This is a genomic window from Chryseobacterium sp. UYP7, from assembly GCF_056279225.1.
In genome coordinates this window covers 12,617-33,970 of record NZ_JBWBQW010000005.1, presented here as the reverse complement: position 1 = coordinate 33,970, position 21,354 = coordinate 12,617, and the positions used below count along the sequence as shown (strand labels likewise).

General features: G+C 34.9%; 22 protein-coding genes. 13 read left to right on the top strand and 9 right to left on the bottom strand.

Features of this window, described 5'->3' with window-relative positions:
• Positions 1-38: 38 nt before the first annotated feature.
• The 8 genes from ACZ9HT_RS11040 to ACZ9HT_RS11005 form a co-directional block, all read right to left on the bottom strand.
• Positions 39-596: a fasciclin domain-containing protein gene (locus ACZ9HT_RS11040; protein ID WP_476040550.1), complete on the bottom strand. Its 558-nt coding sequence runs from the start codon at positions 594-596 to the stop codon at positions 39-41.
• A gap of 182 nt (positions 597-778) precedes the next feature.
• Entirely contained in the window at positions 779-1,546 is a 768-nt protein-coding gene (locus ACZ9HT_RS11035) for an ABC transporter permease subunit (protein WP_476040549.1), read from the bottom strand.
• Between the two features lie 72 nt (positions 1,547-1,618).
• A complete protein-coding gene (locus ACZ9HT_RS11030) occupies positions 1,619-2,341 on the bottom strand; it encodes an ABC transporter ATP-binding protein (RefSeq protein ID WP_476040548.1) in 723 nt (240 codons plus the stop codon).
• A gap of 41 nt (positions 2,342-2,382) precedes the next feature.
• Positions 2,383-3,609, bottom strand: coding sequence for a nitrous oxide reductase family maturation protein NosD (locus ACZ9HT_RS11025; protein ID WP_476040547.1), 1,227 nt, complete (start codon positions 3,607-3,609; stop codon positions 2,383-2,385).
• 7 nt (positions 3,610-3,616) lie between these two features.
• A complete protein-coding gene (locus tag ACZ9HT_RS11020) occupies positions 3,617-4,027 on the bottom strand; it encodes a nitrous oxide reductase accessory protein NosL (RefSeq protein WP_476040546.1) in 411 nt (136 codons plus the stop codon).
• A 30-nt stretch (positions 4,028-4,057) separates the two neighbouring features.
• Positions 4,058-4,654 (bottom strand): hypothetical protein, encoded by a 597-nt coding sequence (locus tag ACZ9HT_RS11015; protein ID WP_476040545.1) that lies wholly within the window; start codon positions 4,652-4,654, stop codon positions 4,058-4,060.
• 45 nt (positions 4,655-4,699) lie between these two features.
• On the bottom strand, positions 4,700-6,700 hold the full coding sequence (gene nosZ / locus ACZ9HT_RS11010; RefSeq protein ID WP_476040544.1) for a Sec-dependent nitrous-oxide reductase: 2,001 nt from the start codon (positions 6,698-6,700) through the stop codon (positions 4,700-4,702).
• Positions 6,701-6,733: 33 nt separating this feature from the next.
• Positions 6,734-7,237, bottom strand: a complete 504-nt coding sequence (locus ACZ9HT_RS11005; RefSeq protein ID WP_476040543.1) for a c-type cytochrome — start codon at positions 7,235-7,237, stop codon at positions 6,734-6,736.
• A 135-nt stretch (positions 7,238-7,372) separates the two neighbouring features.
• On the opposite strand from ACZ9HT_RS11005, the gene ACZ9HT_RS11000 reads away from it, so the two are divergent.
• The 13 genes from ACZ9HT_RS11000 to ACZ9HT_RS10940 all read left to right on the top strand — a co-directional run bounded on the left by ACZ9HT_RS11000 (position 7,373) and on the right by ACZ9HT_RS10940 (position 19,576).
• Entirely contained in the window at positions 7,373-7,759 is a 387-nt protein-coding gene (locus tag ACZ9HT_RS11000; protein WP_476040542.1) for a c-type cytochrome, read from the top strand.
• 188 nt (positions 7,760-7,947) lie between these two features.
• Entirely contained in the window at positions 7,948-9,846 is a 1,899-nt protein-coding gene (gene dnaK / locus ACZ9HT_RS10995; protein ID WP_476040541.1) for a molecular chaperone DnaK, read from the top strand.
• Positions 9,847-10,077: 231 nt separating this feature from the next.
• Entirely contained in the window at positions 10,078-10,647 is a 570-nt protein-coding gene (locus ACZ9HT_RS10990; protein WP_476040540.1) for a helix-turn-helix domain-containing protein, read from the top strand.
• Positions 10,644-11,885 carry a tyrosine-type recombinase/integrase gene (locus ACZ9HT_RS10985; RefSeq protein WP_476040539.1) on the top strand — a complete coding sequence of 414 codons (1,242 nt, stop codon included), beginning with the start codon at positions 10,644-10,646 and terminating at the stop codon, positions 11,883-11,885. The genes ACZ9HT_RS10990 and ACZ9HT_RS10985 overlap by 4 nt, the downstream gene beginning before the upstream one ends.
• 1 nt (position 11,886) lies before the next feature.
• A complete protein-coding gene (locus tag ACZ9HT_RS10980) occupies positions 11,887-12,555 on the top strand; it encodes a hypothetical protein (RefSeq protein ID WP_476040538.1) in 669 nt (222 codons plus the stop codon).
• A 107-nt stretch (positions 12,556-12,662) separates the two neighbouring features.
• Positions 12,663-13,040 (top strand): helix-turn-helix domain-containing protein, encoded by a 378-nt coding sequence (locus ACZ9HT_RS10975; RefSeq protein ID WP_476040537.1) that lies wholly within the window; start codon positions 12,663-12,665, stop codon positions 13,038-13,040.
• Positions 13,037-14,266: a primase-helicase family protein gene (locus tag ACZ9HT_RS10970; RefSeq protein WP_476040536.1), complete on the top strand. Its 1,230-nt coding sequence runs from the start codon at positions 13,037-13,039 to the stop codon at positions 14,264-14,266. The genes ACZ9HT_RS10975 and ACZ9HT_RS10970 overlap by 4 nt, the downstream gene beginning before the upstream one ends.
• A gap of 221 nt (positions 14,267-14,487) precedes the next feature.
• Positions 14,488-15,366 carry a toprim domain-containing protein gene (locus tag ACZ9HT_RS10965; RefSeq protein WP_476040535.1) on the top strand — a complete coding sequence of 293 codons (879 nt, stop codon included), beginning with the start codon at positions 14,488-14,490 and terminating at the stop codon, positions 15,364-15,366.
• 245 nt (positions 15,367-15,611) lie between these two features.
• Positions 15,612-16,070, top strand: coding sequence for a plasmid mobilization protein (locus tag ACZ9HT_RS10960; protein ID WP_476040534.1), 459 nt, complete (start codon positions 15,612-15,614; stop codon positions 16,068-16,070).
• Positions 16,063-17,211 (top strand): relaxase/mobilization nuclease domain-containing protein, encoded by a 1,149-nt coding sequence (locus ACZ9HT_RS10955; protein WP_476040533.1) that lies wholly within the window; start codon positions 16,063-16,065, stop codon positions 17,209-17,211. The genes ACZ9HT_RS10960 and ACZ9HT_RS10955 overlap by 8 nt, the downstream gene beginning before the upstream one ends.
• Before the next feature lie 22 nt (positions 17,212-17,233).
• Positions 17,234-17,866 carry a hypothetical protein gene (locus ACZ9HT_RS10950; RefSeq protein ID WP_476040532.1) on the top strand — a complete coding sequence of 211 codons (633 nt, stop codon included), beginning with the start codon at positions 17,234-17,236 and terminating at the stop codon, positions 17,864-17,866.
• 73 nt (positions 17,867-17,939) lie between these two features.
• A complete protein-coding gene (locus ACZ9HT_RS10945) occupies positions 17,940-18,230 on the top strand; it encodes a helix-turn-helix domain-containing protein (RefSeq protein ID WP_476040531.1) in 291 nt (96 codons plus the stop codon).
• A gap of 95 nt (positions 18,231-18,325) precedes the next feature.
• Positions 18,326-19,576: a type II toxin-antitoxin system HipA family toxin gene (locus ACZ9HT_RS10940; protein ID WP_476040530.1), complete on the top strand. Its 1,251-nt coding sequence runs from the start codon at positions 18,326-18,328 to the stop codon at positions 19,574-19,576.
• A 245-nt stretch (positions 19,577-19,821) separates the two neighbouring features.
• On the opposite strand, the gene ACZ9HT_RS10935 is transcribed toward ACZ9HT_RS10940, so the two are convergent.
• The gene (locus tag ACZ9HT_RS10935) at positions 19,822-21,345 is read right to left on the bottom strand and encodes a hypothetical protein (protein ID WP_476040529.1); all 1,524 of its coding nucleotides are present in this window, start codon (positions 21,343-21,345) and stop codon (positions 19,822-19,824) included.
• Between the last annotated feature and the right edge of the window lie 9 nt (positions 21,346-21,354).

Here is a 21,354-nt window from a genome sequence, read left to right as displayed (position 1 = left end):
AAAGCCGTTTCAACACTAAATTCAATAAACTTTTAACTCTATTTTCCCGGCAGAAGTACTTCGTCGAGTACATAAACAATTCCGTTAGAAGCAGGAACCGTTGCTACGATTTTTGCTTTTCCATTGATGATCGGTTTGCCGTCGACCATTGTAATTGTAATGTTTTTTCCGTTCACCATTCCGAGGGTTTGTCCATCGCTCATTTGATCTTCTTTAATAACACCAACATAAGTGTGATAACCCAGAATTTCGGATAAATCATCGACTTTTTCCGGTTTTAAAAGTTCGTCAACCGTTCCGGCAGGTAGTTTATCAAAAGCCGAATTTAAAGGAGCGAAAACTGTAAAAGGTCCGGCGTTACTCAAAGATGTGGCTAAACCGGCGGCTTTAACTGCCGTAACCAAAGTAGAAAGATCTGGATTTTTGGAAGCCAATTGCACGACATTTGGACTTGATTCATCATCTTGAACTCCCTCCTGACCATGGCCAGCTTCTTCTGAGATTGCACCCGAATCTGCGCGGGTAATTGTTTCGCTTTTTGTGCAGGAAACAAGGGCAAATCCAATGATGCCCATCATGAGGAATACTTTTTTCATATGCTTTAATTTTATATAAAGCTACGCCGGAAGCGGTTAGTTTTTTATGACGAGAGTCATATTCAAGATGTTGATTCATTGATATTTATCACCACCAAAAAATTCAAACAAAAGCTTTATTTTGGAATTTATCGGATCTTAAAAATCGTAGATTTTCGTAAATTTTTAGAAATAGCTTTCTATTAAAGATCTTTCTTATTGAACTTAATTAAAGAAAGTATGAAAGGAATGATCGCCCAGATAAGCAGGATCAGCATAGAAATTCCCATTCCGCCACCGGAACCGAAAACCTGCTGGAAAACCGCTCCCGAATATCCCAACATCGCAGAAATATTCAACTGTAACAAAACAAAAATTCGTGATAATCCGACAGGATTTAATCCCGCTAAAGTTGCCATAATCCCTTCAATAGGATAATCTGCAAACTGAAACATCAGAATTAAAAGAATACCGTCATAAATAATACTGAAGAAGAGCCAGATGAAAATTGAAATTCCAATTCCTTTCGCACGGTCTCGCGTCAAAATTGCCGAAAGCATCGCAAATGAAGTGAAAATCACAGAAAGCAAAATTCCAATAATTATAAGAGAGAATCCGGTTTCAATGGAAGAGTAGAGCAGGATCGGAATTCCACAACCGATCAAAAAAGCCAGAACTAAAGCCGTCGAAAGTCCCAGAAAAATATTAAACCAAACCTTCACTCTCGGAACGGGCTGACTTAAAAGTAATTCGATGAACTGACTGCTGTTGTAGGCGTAGATCGTCGAAAATATGATGCTTACCAAAGGAACGACGAGTAAAACGACATTCAGCAAACTCAAAGTTGCTTTCGTATAATTGCTTTCGAGGCCGAGAACCGACCAGGAAATGATGAAAAGGAGGATCGTATAAAAAATAACGATCTTGTTTTTTAAAATATCAAAAAGGATAAAGCGTGCTATCTTGTTCATTGTTCCTATTTTTTGGCTGGTGCCACACGATTTCTATATTATTACAAGTTTCGGTTTCTATTTTCGAAGAAATTATTTGGAATTATTTTTCATTTCCTTTAAAATGCTCACAATAGAATCTGAAATTTTTTCGGATTTTCTTTCGGTCATCAAATCTGTAACCGATTGGTGCACGATGATCTTACCTTCATTGATGAAAACGATCTCACTTATGATCTCGTCGAGTTCACTTAATAGATGCGAAGTAATGATGATGAGTTTGCCTTTATTCTTCTCCTGAATAATTTTATTTTTTAAAATTTCTGAAGCCAAAGGATCAAGACCTGCCGTCGGTTCATCGAGAATAATAATCTTGGGATCGAACATAAATGCTAAAACGGCGCTCACTTTCTGCGTGGTTCCGCCGGAAAGATTGCCCATTTTTTTGTCGTATATTTTTTCGAGTTCGAAAGCTTCAAGAAGTTCATTATCTAAATGCGTTTCCGAAATTTTCCGGGTGTCCTTGATCATTTTAATGGTTTGCCCGATCGTCATATTCTCCGGATAGCGACCGATTTGCGGCATATAGCCGATTTCTTTCCGGTAGAGATAATCGTCTTTTACACTTTTACCATCAACCAGAATATCGCCGGTTTCAATAACATTTAAGCCTAAGATACATTTGATCAAAGTGGTTTTTCCGCAACCGTTTGGGCCGATTAATGCGATGGATTTTCCGTCGGTAAACGATAAATTTAAATCATCTAAAGCCGTAAACCGATCGAATTTTTTTGTTAAATTTTTTACTTCTATCATAATACTGTCGAGAAAAAGTTTTGAGAAGAGGAAAGCGTTTTTTAAATCGTTACTTTCCGCATGAGTGGCTGTTTATCCACGAAGTTTTCCGGTGTTAGACTCGGAATGATCTTTTCTGTTTTATCTAAAAGATCGACAAAGAATGTCCTGAAGAGAAGCATAACGGAAGGATTATTTTCAACCAAGACCGCATATAAACTCAAAGGATGAAAAGGCACGTCGCCAATTTTATCCCTGTTCAGATCGTAACCTTCGTATTTGTCCCAGTAATTTTTTTTGAAATCATTCATCGCCATTGTTCCCGTTGTACTCACATCAAAAACATTGTTGATGAAATTATTATTGATGATCTTATTTTCCATGCAGTTGGAACTGATTTTCATTCCCCAGCCGTTGTTTTCGAAATCATTTTTAAAGAAATCAATTTTACTTACGCCATCTAATAAAATTCCGGTCGTATTATTATCAAATCGATTGTGTTTAATTTTGCTGAAACTTATGTCCTTCAAAAGTAAACCATAACTCGCGTCGCCCCAATTGTTGATGAAATTATTGCCGACCATTCCCACGTTATTGCTGTACATTACGGCAACTCCGGCGTTATTGTTATCGAAAGTATTATCCACATAAACGTTGTTATCGGCAAACATAAAATGCAAACCATACCTTAGATTTTTCTTGGAGTAATTGTGGTAAACATAAGTATTGATGACTTTTTCGAGGTAAATTCCATCCTTGTGACCTTCTATATAATTATTTTTGATCCAAAGTTCTTCGCTCACCCAGGCGTGAATTCCATCGCCGCTGCGTTCCTGAGAAGTTGCTCTGGTTGAGGTAATTCTATTATTTTGAATCAAACATCGGTAACCTCTCTGAATGTAAATTCCGAAATAATTATTCTCGAAAATGTTATTTTCAATGGTGGAAAAATGACTGTCGTACATGCGAACTGCGCCGATATTTACGATTTCATCTTCTCCGGAATTAATGATTTTAAAACCTTTCATTAAAATATGATCCGCCCGAAAAGACAGGATCTCATATTTCATTTCGCCATCTAAAACCGGTCTTCCAATCCCAATTAGTGATAAAGGTTTGTCGATACTAATGTTGCCTTCTTTATAAATGCCACTTTCAACAAAAATACTATCGCCACTTTTGCAGGCGGCGACAGCTTGTTTGATAGTGGTGTACTGTTCGTTTTTTCCAACTTTTAAAACATTTGAAAATACAAAAAGAGGAAAAAAGAAAAGAATGAATTTGAACATGAAATAGTTAGTTAATTAAAGTAGCTCCCAAAGTTGTCGCCGCTTTCTGAGCTTCATCTTTGTTTGCAAAAGCTTGAGTATTACCGCCCATTGGGGATTTTATACTTCCGCCTTTTATTAAAGTTGCTTTGGGTAATTCCACAAATTTTCCGGTTGGAACATCGATGACATATTTTTTTGCATTCTTCACTTTGTCAGCTTCGGAGCCTTCATACATCGTCATGCAGCTAATGTCATCAAATTTATAAACTCTGCCTTTCTCTGTAATCAATTCTGTGGCGTAATTAATATCGGCAATAGTCATTTTACAGTTATCGCACTGATCTTTTTCGAGAAGAAAATCTTTTGGACCACTTTCCTGACAAGACATCAAGGCGAAAAATGGAAGAGCGAGAAGAATGTTTTTTAGAAATTTCATACTTTTTAAAATTTGATATTTTAATAATTTTTATTGAATATTCTGGATAATTTTAGGCTTCCGAAACTCAATAAATGCTAAGATAGCCAAAATTACAGCGACGCCAATCATAATGCCACCGCCAATATTGGGATAGGAATAGGCGACAAAATTAAGAAGTTGTTTAGAACCAAGTAATGGAGGTTGGTAAGACATTCCTGGTACGATGATCGCAGCATGAGGATCTAAATTATGACCATAATTATATTCCCACATATAGAAATCGACCATAAATGCAACCCCAAAAATGAGAAACAAAACAGTAGTAATATAAAGCCAAATCTTCTTATCCAAGTAGGCTGCAAGTAAACATAATACGGCGAAAAACCCAAGTGCATACGGTAAAATTTTAAATTCCCAGAAATCTTCTTCGTGAATGGTCTTCATGCCGATGTAGTGATTCAGTCCGTTGATGATCGAATAATCTCCTGTAATTTTGTTAGACCATAAAAACATGGCTAAACCTTCCGGATACTGTGGCGCCTGGAGATAAATGGACCACATGGGAACAAAGATAGAAACGCCTAAGGCAAGACCACAAAAGAGGAGTGTAAATCTTGTCAATTTTTTTAACGAATTAGTTTTCATTGTTTTGGAATTAAAAAGGGCAGAAAAATCTGCCCTTATTTTTAATTATTTAGTTTCTGCTGCTTTCACAGGGCTTTGTGCATTGTCTTTTTTATTATTCAAAGAATAAATAAGCGGAGTATTGCTACCGGCGGGGGAAACTCTTACATAACCCTGCATTTCCTGGTGAAGTGCACTACAGAAATCGGTACAGTACATTGGATACATTCCGGCTTTTTTCGGAACCCATTTCAAGGTGCAGGTTTCTCCGGGCATAATAAGGAGTTCTGCATTTTGATTTCCTTTAATGGCAAATCCATGTGGTACGTCCCAATCCTGCTCGAGGTTTGTTACGTGGAAGTACACTTCGTCACCAACTTTTACGCCTTCAATATTATCCGGCGCAAAGTGAGATCGGATGGAAGTCATGTAAACATGAATTTTATTTCCTTCCCGGACGACTTTACTTTCTTTTTCTCCTTTGGTTACATACGGGTGTTTGTTATCTTCAATTTTGAAGAATTTAACCTGATTTTTTGAGAGCATTTCTGCAGGTAAAGCCTGAGCATAATGCGGCTCCCCAAAGGTTGGGAAATCTAAGAGCAGTTTCATTTTGTCTCCTGTAATGTCGAAGAGTTGTGCAGACTGTGCTAATTCCGGGCCTGTTGGCAGGTATCGGTCTTTCGTGATTTTATTGTAGGCAACTACATATTTTCCGTAAGGTTTTTTAGTATCTCCTCCTGGGATCATTAAGTGACCTGTGGAGTAATAAGTAGGAACCCTGTCGATAACTTTTAAATCTTTAATATTCCATCTTACCAATTCAGAGGAAACAAACATCGAAGTAATTGCATTTCCCTGACCATCAAATTCTGTATGCAAAGGTCCTAAACCTGGTTTTGGAACTTCACCATAAAGTGCTGCTTCATATTTAATTACTTTTACGCCGTCATATTCTCCGCTGAAAGCTTTGTCAGCGATCGCTTTCTGAATTTTTGAAAAACTGAAAACAGGAATTAAGGCTGCTAATTTTCCGGATCCTACAATATATTCTCCAGTTGGATCAACGTTGCAACCGTGTGGAGATTTAGGACAAGGAATAAAATACATAGCATCTTTCATATCTTCAACAGAAAGAACCAAAACTTCTTTCTTCATGGTTGAAGTTGCAGAGTGCGTACTTTCATCCCATTTATTATGAACGTATTCTGTGGCAACTTTTCTGCCTTTTCCGGCTTTTGCTAATTCTGCAGCTTTTTTCCAGTTCACTGCCATAATAAAATCTTTGTCATTTTGTGACGCGTTCACTTCAAGCAAAGTATTGGCTTTTTCAGAATTATAGCAGGAGAAGAAGAACCAGTCTGCGGATTTTCCTTTACCAGCGTGAGAAAGATCAAAGTTAATTCCCGGTGCTTCAATTTGGAAAGAAATATCCATCTCGCCACTTTTCTGATCAATTCCAATAAAAGAAATTACTCCTTTGAAATTTTCTTTGAAAGAATCAATTGGAACATCACCGTTTTGGTCGTCTGTTGGAACTGCAAATCGAGTTCCCGCAACTACATATTCGGTATTCTCCGTTAAGAAAGGAGAGGAGTGATTGCCGGCAGAATTTGGAATCTCCAAAATTTCTACCGTTTTGAAAGTTTTTAAATCCAAACGGGCAACTCTGGGAGTATTGTTTGCATTTGCGAATAACCATCTTCCATCTATTTCGCCGTTTGTTTGCGAAAGTGAAAGGTGATGCTGATCATCCCACGGAATAAAACCATGAGAAGTTTCTAACATCGGTTTTGTTTCTTCGCTGTAGCCGTAACCGTTTTCTGGGTTTACTGAAAATACAGGAAGTACTTTTAATAATCTACCACTCGGCAATCCGTACACATTTACTTGTCCGTTGAAACCTCCGCTGACAAAGTTGTAAAACTCGTCATATTTACCGGGTGCAACGTAGACTTTTTGTGCGGCGTCCCCGCTCACGGCGGTTTCGGTACCTTTTGGCTTACAACCTGTTAGCGCAATTAAGGCAACAATGGTAGTGAGTCCGAATAATTTGAGACTTTTCATTATAAATATTGATTAAATTTTTGCTAAAGAAGCTTACTTCGCGCCGTCGATTTCTCGCATGTATTCAAGTACTTCTCTTCCTTCAGTATCAGTTAAACCCTGGTTCGGCATTCTTACCAAACAAAGTTCTAATTGTTTTTGTAATTCCGGATCAACATCGATCATTGGATCTGGATTAGAGATGAAATTCATGATCCATTCCGCTGGATGTCTTTTAGTAACTCCTAACCAACCTGGACCAACTAATTTTTCGTCTGTAGGTTTGTGACAGGAAGTACATTTAACTTCAGCAACTTTTTTACCTGCTGCAGCCATTGTTGGATCAAATTTGCTTACATCGATGTTCTCATGTTTTCCAAGGCCTCTGTTTGGATCATATTTTGCTGCAGTAGCCTCCATTTCAGCGGTGCTTGGATCTGTGGTTGTAGCCGTAGTTTCGGTTGAACCTGTTGGGATAGAATCTGTTTTTTTGTCACCACCACAAGAGAAGAGTGTGAAAGCCAATGTTGCAAGACCTAACGTTTTTAGTGTTTTCATAATTTTAACTATTTTTAGTACTCAAATGTACCACATCTCAAAGTTCTTTTAGTATGATCGCAATCATAAGGTTAATATGACATATATCTTCATATTTGTTCAAGAAATTGTATAGTTTTGTAGAAAATAAAATCAATGAATAAATATTTGTTAATCTGTTCGATGTTGGCAGTCGTTTCTTGTGGAAAAAACCAAGTTGATCCCAATAAAGAAAGTAATGTAATGTTACCAGAACCGGTAGTAACAGTAGTGGATTCTGCCGCTGCAGGAAAGCATGCAGGTCTAGTCCTTATAGAAGGAGCAGACTGTTTAACCTGTCATAAAATGGACGCCCGGTTAGTGGGACCTTCTTACCAGGAGGTTGCAGATAAATATTCAGAAGGTGATGTTGAAATGTTAGCCAGTAAAATTATTGAAGGCGGTAAAGGCAACTGGGGAGAAATTCCGATGACGCCACACGCTGGAATGAGTAAAGATAACGCGAAGAAAATGGTAGAGTATATTCTTACCATGAAAAAATAAAAGCATTTTAATTGTTTAAGAAGGCATCCTGTATTTTACAGGGTGCCTTTTTTTTATAACTGAAATTTACCGTCAATTATGAATGTTGATGTTTTTTTAGACATTCTGTCAATTTGTCACAAATTTTTACTTGGTATATTTTTGGAGAAAGTCATACCAATAAGTTTAAAACTAAAAATATACATACTATGAGTAAAATAATTGGAATTGATTTAGGAACAACAAACTCTTGTGTTTCTGTAATGGAAGGTAAAGATCCGGTTGTGATCCCAAATTCAGAAGGCAAAAGAACAACACCTTCAATCGTTGCATTCACCGAAGATGGTGAAAGAAAAGTAGGTGATCCTGCAAAAAGACAAGCAGTTACGAATCCTACGAAAACTGTTTATTCGATCAAAAGATTTATCGGAACGCATTTTAAAGATGATGCGAAAGAAGTTTCCCGTGTTCCTTATAAAGTAGTGAGCGGACCAAACGACACCATCAAAGTAAAAATTGACGACAGAGAATATACGCCACAGGAAATTTCTGCAATGATCCTTCAGAAAATGAAGAAAACTGCGGAAGATTATTTGGGTCAGGAAGTAACAAGAGCAGTAATTACTGTTCCGGCTTACTTTAATGATGCTCAAAGACAGGCGACAAAAGAGGCTGGTGAAATCGCAGGTTTAACCGTAGAAAGAATTATTAATGAGCCTACAGCAGCAGCTTTGGCTTATGGAATGGATAAAGCACATAAAGATCAAAAAATTGCAGTTTACGATTTAGGTGGTGGTACGTTCGACGTTTCGATCCTTGATTTAGGAGACGGCGTTTTTGAAGTGTTATCTACAAACGGAGATACGCATTTAGGTGGTGATGATTTCGATGATGTGATCATTAACTGGATGGCAGACGAATTTAAAGCGGAAGAAGGCGTTGATCTAAAAACAGATCCTATCGCTTTACAAAGATTAAAAGAAGCTGCAGAAAAAGCAAAAATTGAATTGTCTTCAGCTCCACAAACAGAAATTAATTTACCTTATGTAACAGCGACTGCAACCGGTCCGAAACACATGGTAAAAACTTTGACAAGAGCAAAATTTGAGCAACTGGCTGCTGATTTAGTAAGACGTTCTATGGAGCCTTGTAAAAAAGCGCTTTCAGATGCAGGACTTGCAATTACTGATATTGATGAGGTAATTTTGGTAGGTGGTTCCACAAGAATCCCGATCATTCAGGAAGAAGTTGAAAAATTCTTCGGTAAAAAACCTTCTAAAGGAGTGAATCCAGATGAGGTTGTTGCCATTGGAGCAGCGATTCAGGGTGGAGTTTTAACCGGTGATGTAAAAGACGTTCTTTTATTAGACGTTACGCCACTTTCTTTAGGAATTGAAACCATGGGTTCTGTATTCACTAAATTAATTGATGCGAATACAACCATTCCAACTAAAAAATCAGAGGTATTCTCTACCGCAAGTGACAACCAGCCTGCAGTTTCTATTAGAGTAGGACAGGGAGAACGACCAATGTTTAATGATAATAAAGAGATCGGAAGATTCGATCTTGCTGATATTCCACCGGCACAAAGAGGAGTTCCTCAAATTGAAGTAACCTTCGATATTGACGCAAACGGAATCTTGAGTGTTTCTGCAAAAGATAAAGGAACAGGAAAAGAGCAAACGATCAAAATTCAGGCAAGTTCAGGACTTTCAGATGATGAAATCCAAAGAATGAAAAGAGAAGCTGAAGAAAATGCTTCTTCTGATGCTAAGAAAAAAGAAGAAGTAGAAATTTTCAATAAAGCGGACGGATTGCTTTTCCAGACAGAAAAACAATTAAAAGAGTTCGGTGAGAAACTATCTGCAGATAAAAAAGCAGCTGTTGAAACCGCTCATGCTGAATTGAAAACAGCTTTCGAAGCAAAAGATATGGATACTGTGAAAACAAAAACTGAAGCATTAGATGCTGCTTGGATGGCTGCTTCAGAAGAAATGTACGCTGCAGGAAACCAAGGACAACCTGGAGCTGATCAAGCACAGGGAAATCCAGAAGCTAATTCAGGAACAGAAGATGTTCAGGACGCTGATTTCGAAGAAGTGAAATAATTAGCAATTATCATCGATTAACATCGATTGAAATAAAGTAGTAAATCGCTGTAAACGTAATGTTTGCAGCGATTTTTTTGTTTATAACTTTTTTCTATAATATTCGATTTTAATCAATTTTTATCGTATTATTGTATCTTAATTGTACCGCGTCTTAATAGCAGACAATCTGCTTCTTATTATGTCTTATTTAGGCTAATTTGATTTTTATTTATTTAAAATAGTGGAATTATGGGCTTTAGTAATCTTAGGATACCAAAACTTTGTGAATTTTGTGAGAAACCATTTGAAGCAAAAACAGTTACTACAAGATTTTGTAGCAAACTTTGTTCGGAAAAATCTATAAAAAGACAAAAAAGACTAGTTCAGGAAGTAGAAGCGAAACAAGTTTTATTAGAAAAGTCAATAAATAAAATTGCGGAAATTCAAACTCGACCCTATCTTTCTGTAGGTGAAGCTGCTGTATTTTTTGGAATGTCGAAGGATACAATTTATAGATTAATCAAAAGCAATAGAATTTCAGCACATAATTTTGGTGAAAGATTAACCCGAGTTTGTAAGTCGGATTTGGAATCAATATTTACTGAGGTAAAAATTGCGCCGGAAAAAGAAAAGATTGAGGAAAAACAAGTTTTTGAAATAGGTACTTGCTATACAATTTCAGAAATTAGTGCAAAATACCATGCTGATCCGGGAACGGTAAATAGTGTCATTAAAAGAAACAAAATCCCAACTAAAAAGGTGGGAAGTTTTGTGTACGCACCTAAAAATTTAATTGATAAAATTTTTGACGGAAAATGAAAGAGTTATTAAAAACCAAAGTTACCGTACGATTGCGAAAAGCCGAATTCCGAAAAGAGTGGTTTATTTATTTGGAAAGTTACCCCGTGATGATTCCTGGTAAAAATGACGTTCAAAGAATTCGGGAATATTTGAACCGAAGCGTCACAACCGTAGATTTTGACAAGAAAAGACCTGCGCGAACAACACAAAATTCAGTTTCATTCAAACCCAAGCGAGATGATAATGGAATTATTGTTTGCAAAAGTGAAAACGACCGCGAAACAATGTTTTACGCAGATTCCATGCGTAAATTACGTCAGAGAGAATACGATAATATTGAACTTTATAGTGAACTCGACAAAATTCAAGTAGAACAGAAAGAGAAATCTGAAGAGAATTTTGTTAGGTATTTTGACCTGCTTACTAGCAAACGACATAAAAATAATTCCGAATCTATTCAGGTAAATTGGTATCGCTCCATAGAATTTCTAAAAGATTTCGGAGGTGATGAAATTATGTTTTCACAGATTAACACAAAATTCTGTGAAAATTTCAAATCGTATTTGTTGACTGCAAAAAGTGGTAGCAATAAAGAAGCGATGATTTCTCAAAATACAGCTTCAACCTATTTTTCTGTTTTCAAAGCTGCATTGAAAGAAGCGTTTATCGATGGATATTTTACAACTGATATCTCCGCAAAAATAAAAGCAATTCCGCACGAGGAATCGAGGCGAGAATATTTAACGCTGGAAGAACTTAATACTTTAGTGGAAACACCTTGCGAACTCGATGTTCTAAAACGTGCAGCACTTTTTTCTGCGTTAACAGGTCTGCGACATTCCGATATTCAAAAATTAACGTGGAATGAAATCAATATTGAAAACGATCAAGCAAGAATAAACTTCACTCAAAAAAAGACAAAAGGTGTGGAATATATGCCGATGTCTAAACAAGCTTTACAACTTTGCGGTGAAGCAGGAGTTCCAACTGATTTGGTTTTTAAAGATTTGACGAACCCAGCTTGGATTTCCCGACCACTTAAAAAATGGATTGAAAGTGCAGGTATAACCAAGAAAATAACTTTCCATAACTTCCGTCATACTTTCGCTACATTACAACTTTCGAGTGGAACTGATATTTACACCGTCAGTAAAATGCTTGGTCATACCAACGTAAAAACTACGCAGGTTTACGCAAAGGTTGTTGACGAAAAGAAGAATAAAGCTTCGAAGGCTATTCATTTGAAAAATTTATAAAATGAATTTTAAATATTTTGAACATATAGTAAAACATTTACCGGTAATTTCTGCATGCTTATTAGTAGGTGCTTTAGCAAGATTGGCTTTTCTTGATAAAGGTGTCGATGATTACACTGCAAATATTATCTTCTGGTGCGTGACTGCATTAGGTATAATCCTTTATGCATTAATAGTTTTATTTTTAGACGGAATTATTAAAAATAGAAAAATACTACCTCAAAAAAACAGTTCTATAAATTCTACTAAAGATGATATTCCAACTGAAAATCTTGAAAATATAAAACAAGAGCAACAAAGCATAATTGATCAAAATGAACAAGGCAAAAAAGATATTGCGATAAAATATACCCAAAATCAGTTTGCATTGTACACTTCGGAAGATGATTTAAAATCACTTTGTAATTACGTTGTGCTCTATTCTGAGAAAAATAAATTGGACAACATTAAACCAATCAAAATCGAGAAATTATCCAACCTAGATTTATATCATTTCGGGTGGAATATATGGAAACATTTTAATGTGCGAAACCAATTCGAAACTGCTGTGTTTCTAAAAAATATATTTTCAGAATCTTTGAAAGACGTCGAACCTGAAAGTATCAAACGACATTTAAAAGACGATGAAATGAAAGGAATAATTACCATCAAGGAATCTCTTTCTGATTAGAAAAAATTACTAAACGCTGTGTTTTTAAAGTGTTTTCTCCGTGTACCATGCGACACAGGGAAAACACTTTTTTTATTTGCACCATAACAATTATAAACGATAAAGTTATGGAAGTAAATGAAATTTCATTTGAAAACCTGCCTAGAGCAGTTGCGCATCTGGTTAGCGAAATAGCCGAAATTAAATTTCTTGTAGAACGGAAAGAAATCCCTCCAATTCCTCAAAAAAGAATTCCAATAGATATTGTAGAAGCTTGCCGAATAATCGGTAAAGCGAAACCTACAGTTTACACACTTGTGCGGAAAAGATTGATTCCCTGCTATAAAAATGGTAAGAAACTCTATTTTTTTGAAGACGAGTTATTGGAATGGATTACTAAGGGGAAGAAGAAAACACTTCAGGAAATTCAATCTGAAGCCGAAGTTAATTTTAAAAAAAATTGTAAAAAGGTAGTAGGGGAGTTTAATCAAAATCTACAAAAATGAGTAAAAAAATCCCCTATATAAGAGTTGGAACCACTTACTATAAAATAATAGAACGGCCACTGATTTCTGGAGATAAGACCTCTGTTTTGGTTCGCTGGAATAGAGAAACGATCGTTGCTGATCATGGAAAATCTTTTCTTTCATCCATCCCAAAATATGATGGCTTTTGCTGTATTCCTGAACATTTAGATTATCAACAGATAGTACAAAGTTTCTATAATATTTACAATGAAATTCCATTTTCTCCTTCATCTGACAATGGAAACTTGAAAAACTCAATCCCTTTTTCTTTGAATTTTGTGGAGCATATTTTCGGCGAACAATTTCAGTTGGGTTTGGATTATTTGAAAATTCTATTGCAATATCCTACTCAAATCCTCCCAATTCTCTGTCTGGTTAGTAAAGAAAGATCTACAGGGAAATCAACTTTCATAAAATGGTTGAGAGAGATTTTCGGGTTGAATATGACTTATATCAAAGGAGATTCATTCGGAAGTCAATTTAATTCTGATTGGGCAGCAATGTTGGTTGTAGCAATAGACGAAGTGTTCTTTGATAAAAAAGAAATTACGGAAAGATTAAAATACCTGTCCACAACCAACAAGGACAAATTGGAAGCAAAAGGAAAAGACCGGGAAGAGATTGATTTTTTCGCCAAGTTTATTTTGTGTTCCAATAACGAAGAAAATTTCATTCAAATTGATGAAAATGAAATCAGGTTCTGGATTCTAAAAATTAATCCTATAAAAACTGAAAATACCGAGTTTCTAAATAATCTTATTTCAGAAATCCCTCATTTCCTTCAGTTTTTAATTGAAAGACCGTTTTCAACTCATAAAAAAACAAGAATGTGGTTTTCTGCGGAGGAGATCAGAACAAAAGCACTTCAAAAATTAGTTTTCAAGAATAACAATAAGTTAGAATCGAAGATTATTGAATTGCTGTATGAGTTTTTTGAAAGCAACGACGACGAAGAAATTAATGTGGTTCCGCAAGATTTACTGAATATGATGAACAGAATGTTCAGACCAACATACTGGACGAGAAATGACATTCGAAATGTTTTAAAAGAGACCTGGAAATTAAATCCACAAAATAATGGCTTAACCTACATCAGATACGACATTGATTTTGCGGGAATATTTTATCAAAATAATTCAGTTGGACGCTATTTCACTATAAAAAAGAATTTTATCCTTAATAAATATGTTGAATTGTTGAATTGATTGATAATGAAAAGAAAATCAAATACTTAGCTCTCAACAAAGTTCTCAACAAACTTTTATACCCTCAATTTTGTTGAGCGTTTGTTGAGCAATAATACTCAAGTTTGTTGAATTGTTGAGCGTTTGTTGAGGAAGTAAATGTAATACAATCAATAAGTTATATAGTTTTCTCAACAATTCAACAAAAAATCTCTCACCTAAAACCCGGAAATTTCACAACTATGAATTGCAAACAATTTAATACAATATTGTTGGAAGAAGTCCTGCTTTCTCTCGGACACCTTCCCACAAGACAATCGGAAAAAGAAGCGTGGTATCTTAATCCATTTTCCAAAGAAAACCACGCCTCTTTTAAACTCAATAAACGTCTAAACATTTGGTATTTATTTTCCGAAGGAATCGGTGGAAACAATATCGATTTTATGAAGAAATATTTCAATGCTTCTATAAGTGAAGTTTTAACATGGGCAGAAAATCAAAATTTTTCTTGTTTTCAACATCAAAGAATTCCCAACCGAAAATTAGAAAATCTTGATAGAACTTATGATATAACTGAAGTAAAAAATATTCAACATCCTGCACTTTTTGAATATTTGAAAGAAAGGAGAGTAGAAAATCAAACTGAATTTTTAAATGAAATTCATTACCGAATGAACGATAAAAATTATTTTGGAATAGGTTTTAAAAATGATTCTGATGGATACGAAATCCGGAACGCTTATTCTAAAATCTGTTTGGGTAAAAAAGACATTTCAACTATAAATAATGGCTCCAATTCAATCCGAATATTCGAAGGCTTCTTTGACTTTCTTTCCTTTAAAAATGTAGAAAAATTTTTAGAAAAAGAACGTTCAGATTATATCATTTTGAATTCAGTTTCAATGGTTAATAAAATAAAAAATAATCTAGGTAATTATCAAAATATTGAACTTTATTTTGATAATGATGGAGCAGGAAATCATGCCGTTGAAATGATAAAAAGTAAAAATGAAAAGGTAAAAGATTGTCGGATTTTATATTCAAGTTTTAAAGATTTGAATGATTGGTTAATTCATAAAAAGCCGTCGAATGAAAGGCAATTGAAATGCAGGAGAAGGTGATTTTAATAATAGCAGATAAAAATGATTTTTAAAAATTGTATGAGGTTTAAACCTGTGTTCTTTTTACTCAGGTGCAACCTACAATAACCTGCGTAAAACAAATTCTGGTGAAATATGGTAGGATGGTAGTGCAAAAAGTACCCAATGTTTACAAAAAGCGTAGGACGCTATTTTGCAAAAATTGGATTTTTTGATTTCTTCCTGTCGTCAGAAATACAATTGAAATAAAATAATAAAAACATAAAATGGAAAATAGGAATAATGATTTTTTAAAGAATATAATCACAAAATCAACGGAGCAAAAAATGCAAAAAGTTGCTGCTGAAAAAAGAAAAAAATACTTCCAGGATTTAGGTCGAAAAGGTGGTTTGAAAAAGAAAAATAATTCCCAATTGGGGAAAATAATTTCATTTAGATTGAGTGATTTTGAATATGAGGAAAGCTTAAAAAAAGCTCAAAAATACAACCTAAAATTATCGACTTATTCAAGAATGGTTCACCTTGAAAAGGAACTAAAAATAAAGGAATATCAGACGGATGAAATATTACTTCAATATGCAAATAACTCCAAAAAGATAACCAATCTTTTGCGTCATCGAGAGTGGAGTGTGTTCAAAAATAAGAAAGAAATTTTAGATAAAATTGAAACTACAAATGATTTAATGTATCAATATTTATATTCAAAAATGCATACAAATGAATAATTCCGCAACAACTAGAGCCATTTCAAAAATTGCTTTAGAATATAATGGGAATGATAAAGGAATGGCGATTGGTGCAGCATCTAATTTTCTTTTGAGCAGCAATCCGGAACATCAATACCAGGAAATGAAAACGGTAGCCGATAGAAATTCTAAAGTGAGAAAATGGGCTTTAACGGGGTATATTTCACCACCTACTGAAAACACAAAGCAATTATCAGATGAGGAACTAACAGATGTTGCAATTGAAGCATTGCAGAAGATTGGAGTTACAGACAGAAATCAATACCGCTTGGACATCCACAACAGCACGAAGCAGAAACATATTCATTTCATTGCGAATCGGATTGACATCAATGGAAAATGTACTGTAAAAGCGCACGATGTTGGAAAGCGATTCGGTGATGCGATTCGGCAAATTTGCAAGGAGAGAAATCTAAAAACTGACGTTGAGATTGGAATTGAAAAGAAAGCATTTATGATGAAAAATCTTACTGCTAGTTTGAAATGCTCCAATAATTTTGATGAACTAATTTCAGAAATGAAGAAAAGAGGTTTTTTAACTGAACTTTCTAAAAATGAAAAAATTGGAATTTCGGGAATGCGAATCATTTTGGAGAGCGATATCAATGGTCAGACACAAAGACAATACAAACCAGGATATAAACTTTCGGAAATTTCTTCAACACTCAAAATTGCTGAAATCAAGAATATTTTTGATTTAAAAAATATCGTGGATCAGGAATTAAAAGCATCTTCTATTTTGAAAGAACTCCGGGAAAGGTTGTATCGAGAAGGATGGGCAATAAAAGTTCAGTATAAAACCGAATTCAGATCAAATCAAAAGAATGAAGTTCAGGATATCTGGATCAAAAGAAGGGAAGTTACAACTGGAAGCAAAGATAAAGTTGGCTTTTTTTATAATAAATACGATGGTTTTTCTCTTTCTGCAATTGGTGTCGATTATCAAAACATTGAAAATTTAGTAAATGCTGTCGCACAATCATCAGTTTTTTCCGCCAATAACAAGAATGAAAATGTATTAGAAATTGCTTTGGATGCAGTCGAAGACGTTCTAAAGCCAAATTATGTTTCACAAGCGGAAGATGAATGGTGGAAAAAGAAGAAAAAATTTAAACGATAAATCAAAATAAAATTTAATAACAATGGAAAACAATAATCTTATTGAAGAATCTAAATCGGATGGATTGGAGCTTTTAGAAAATGTAATCAGATCAAACGAAGAGAACATAAAATCGAATAACGATAAAATTGAAATCTATACAAAATTGGCATTTATGTTTGAAGATCATTTAAATATAATGGGTCAGACACAATTAGATTTTTATGCAGTGGGCGAAATATACAAGGATGCAATGAAATTTCATGAATTAGAATCTGTAAAAAGAACTGAATTTTTACAAAATATTCCAACGAAAATCGAAGCATTTCTTGCGCCAGAAACTGTAGAACATTTGGAAGTGATAGATTCAAAAATAAAAGAAATGAAGATCTTAACATGGTCAGGATTAGGAACGATGGTTTTAGGAATTATGATTTTAGTTATTTCTATCAACTTTGCTACGAACTGGTATAAGGAAAGCATTAAAGCGAAAAGTGAACTTCGTCAAAATATTTTAACAGAAATTGCTGGTGAAGGAAAAAAAATCTATGATGAAAATGAGGTGAAAGCTTTGAGTGAAAATACTAAATTGATGCAATTATGGATTAAGAATAATCCTAAAAAAGCAGAAGATTTTTTGAGATTTAAAGATGGGTATGAGGCGAATACGAAGTAGATTAGAAAAGTAGCTTAAGTATTGATTGTTATTTCATACAAATAATGTATTTTTGTATGAAATAACAAACGTTATGAATAAAAGGCAACAAATAATCCTTCCGAAATTCACACAGTTACTTGAAGAAATGGGCGAAAATATTAAGCTTGCAAGAAAGCGACGAAAACTCACCGCAATTCAAGTGGCAGAAAGGGCAGGAATTGCACGTTCGACATTATATTTGGTTGAGAAAGGGGATGCAAGTGTTTCTATGGGAGCATATTTTAATGTTTTAAGAGTTCTAGGACTGCAAAATGATTTTCTGAAATTGGCTGCAGATGATGAGTTTGGCAGAAAACTTCAGGATTTGGATTTACTTAAATAATTGAATAATGAAATCGCTATTAACCAACTTGGTTAGCAAACACTAATGAAGATTTCGCGATACCATATGGCCTTAAAAAATATAAATAACTACATATGAAAAAAGGAAAATTTGATATTTATGTTTTCGCAGACTGGAAAAGCCTTTCTGAGCCAAAATTAATGGGGATTTTATCTGCACATTATGGAAAAGGAAAAAAGGCATTCAGTTTTGAGTATGACCAAAATTGGTTAAGTACAGAAAGTCAACGCTTGATCGATCCAGATATTCAGTTTTTTTCTGGTGTGCAATTTCCAAATAATAAAGAAAACTTTGGAGTCTTTCTCGATAGTATGCCCGATACTTGGGGACGAACTTTAATGAAAAGAAAAGCCGCTCAACAAGCAAGAGAGAGAGATGAAAAGCCACAAATGCTTTATGATATTGATTACCTTTTAGGCGTTTATGACAAAACGAGAATGGGTGCTTTGAGATTCAAAACTTCTTTAGATGGTTTGTTTCTCGATGATGATGAAAATAATTCAACCCCACCTTGGTCGTCTATCCGGGAACTGCAATCCGCAGCAAAAAACCTTGAAGATGACGAAAATGCTAATGTGAAAAAATGGTTAGCGATTCTCATGGCTCCAGGATCTTCCTTAGGTGGAGCGAGACCAAAAGCCAATATTGAGGATGAAAATGGTGAATTATGGATTGCAAAATTCCCTTCAAAAAGCGACACCATAGATAAAGGAGCATGGGAATTTTTAGCCTATCAATTGGCAATTAATTGTGGAGTTGAAATGGCTGAATGTAAAATCGAGAAAATTGCAGGAAAATATCATACTTTTTTTACGAAAAGATTTGATAGAGAGGGCAATCAAAGAGTTCACTTTTCTTCTGCGATGACGATGACTGGAAACAATGAGGAATCATTAAGATTTTCAACAGCCAGTTATCTTGATATAGCTGAATTTATGATGAACCTTGGTGCTAATGTCGACGAAAATCTTAAACAATTATGGCGAAGAATTATTTTTAATATCTGCATTTCCAATACTGATGATCATTTAAGAAATCACGGTTTTATTTTAACCGAAAAAGGATGGATTTTATCTCCGGCTTATGACTTAAATCCTTCCATTGAGAAAGACGGTTTAGCCCTAAATATCGATATGGACGATAATGCCTTGAATTTGGAATTAGCAAAAAGCGTTGGTGTTTATTTTAGGTTAAATGAAACCGAAATGGATTCAATAATTCTTGAAGTTCAAAATGCAGTGAGTAATTGGAAAAGTATCGCTTCAGAAGTCGGAATTTCACGATCAGCACAGGAATTAATGCAGCAAGCGTTCAAGTTTACTTGATAATTTATGCTTTTATTAAAATGACATAAAGTCTTCATTAGATAAATGTCCAGTTTTTCAACTAATAAACTTAATTTTTTTTCTTGATTTTGTTTTTTAATAACTTAATGGAAACTGCTCATTATATTGACGGTTTTTTATCAAACCATGGGTCAGTACAAGGATATTGAATAAAATAAATTTAATGGGTTAAATACATTACGATCTGTCATCATACATAATGAAAGACATCATGGATGAGTTCATTAGTCGGTATTCTTAATATTCTTTAATAAATTAAACAAGACCTTTTTTTCTTTTTGATTCAGAAAGAGAGTCGGCATTTTCTCTTTTCGGTACATATTCAGATAATTGAGAAGATCAAAAGATAATTGCTGCAGATGTTCTCCAAATTGAGGGCCGTTTGGATGAGAATAGATTACCAAATCCCACAATATTTTCACATCTTTGATTTCAGCCAAATAGCCAACGGTATCGTATAAACTGTTGATAAGGATTTGTATAAAATATTCATTCAGATCGCTGGGAACTATAGATACCATCGTCGACTTTTCATCATGCTTAATTCCCTTCAGATGTCTTTTATAAATATCTTTAGCCCTGCGATGATAAATAGAAGAGTCATCACAACGATAGGTGTCATCTCGACCCCAATGAATTTTCGGATGAAAATCATTAGTGTAAATCTTATGGTCATTATTCATCAATGTTCTTAAAAAGTGCTGCGATTGATACAGATTTTCCTGAATCCACAATCGGGTATGGTAGATAATGGTAAATTTTAAATTTGGTGGCAGATCTTTATTTATTTTTTGAAATACGCGCGTTGCTTCTTTCATATTTTCCTTCGAAACTACTGCTAACAAGTAATAATGTTTCAGCTGGAGGTTGGCTTGAATGCTGGTAATTTCATGAAATAAATATACTTCCTCCAGATGAGCCATTTGCAATAAAGGGCGCAATACTTTTTTGATGGATGGGTCTTTCAAAAACTGATGAGATACAATAGGTTTCAGGTGATTGTTTTTGGGTTGCTTTACCCTCATATTTTGTAGAACAAAACTTTTCATCTGATTCTTGATTTTACGGATGAAATGCTGATATTCATCCATATATTCAACGACATCCACATTCTCGATTTGGCGCAAAAGATAGTACAAATCACCATCCTTTAAAAAAAGCTTTTTAACCTCCGGAATAAAAGCTTCCATTTGATGCAGTCGTTCTGTTAGTGTGAAATCTTCAAATGACTTTCCAAACCGCAGATATTCCAGAAACTCCAGATCATGCTGTATATTTTTTAAGGAAAATAAGGTAGCTCCCACCTGTCCGTCCACCGTCAGTTCCTCCGTATATTTCATAAGGAGTTGTTCCGTCTTCAGATACCTTTCTCTTAGAGATCTGAGATCCGATTCGTTAACGATAAATCTCCCGTAATTCTTTTCCTCCCCATAGATCTGATCTTCTTTTCGTGCATACCTGTGAAAGAATAAATTCCGGTCTTCCCAGTGTTGTTCCAGATCAGCATCGTCCAGAATAGAAATCGGCAGACGGTCTTGTTCAAAGGTATTACCTATGAAAAGATACTCAAATGTCCGCTGGAGCAATAGTTTGTCTTTACACAAAATAGTGAGCAGCGAGCCTTTTTGATGCTCTTGTCGGTACAGCCACACGCATTCAATATTTTTCCGTTCCACCTCCGCCATGAGCATTTCAGTAAGCTGCTTCGGAAGTTTTTTCTCCTTGATTTGATTGATACAATTTTCCATAATGAATAG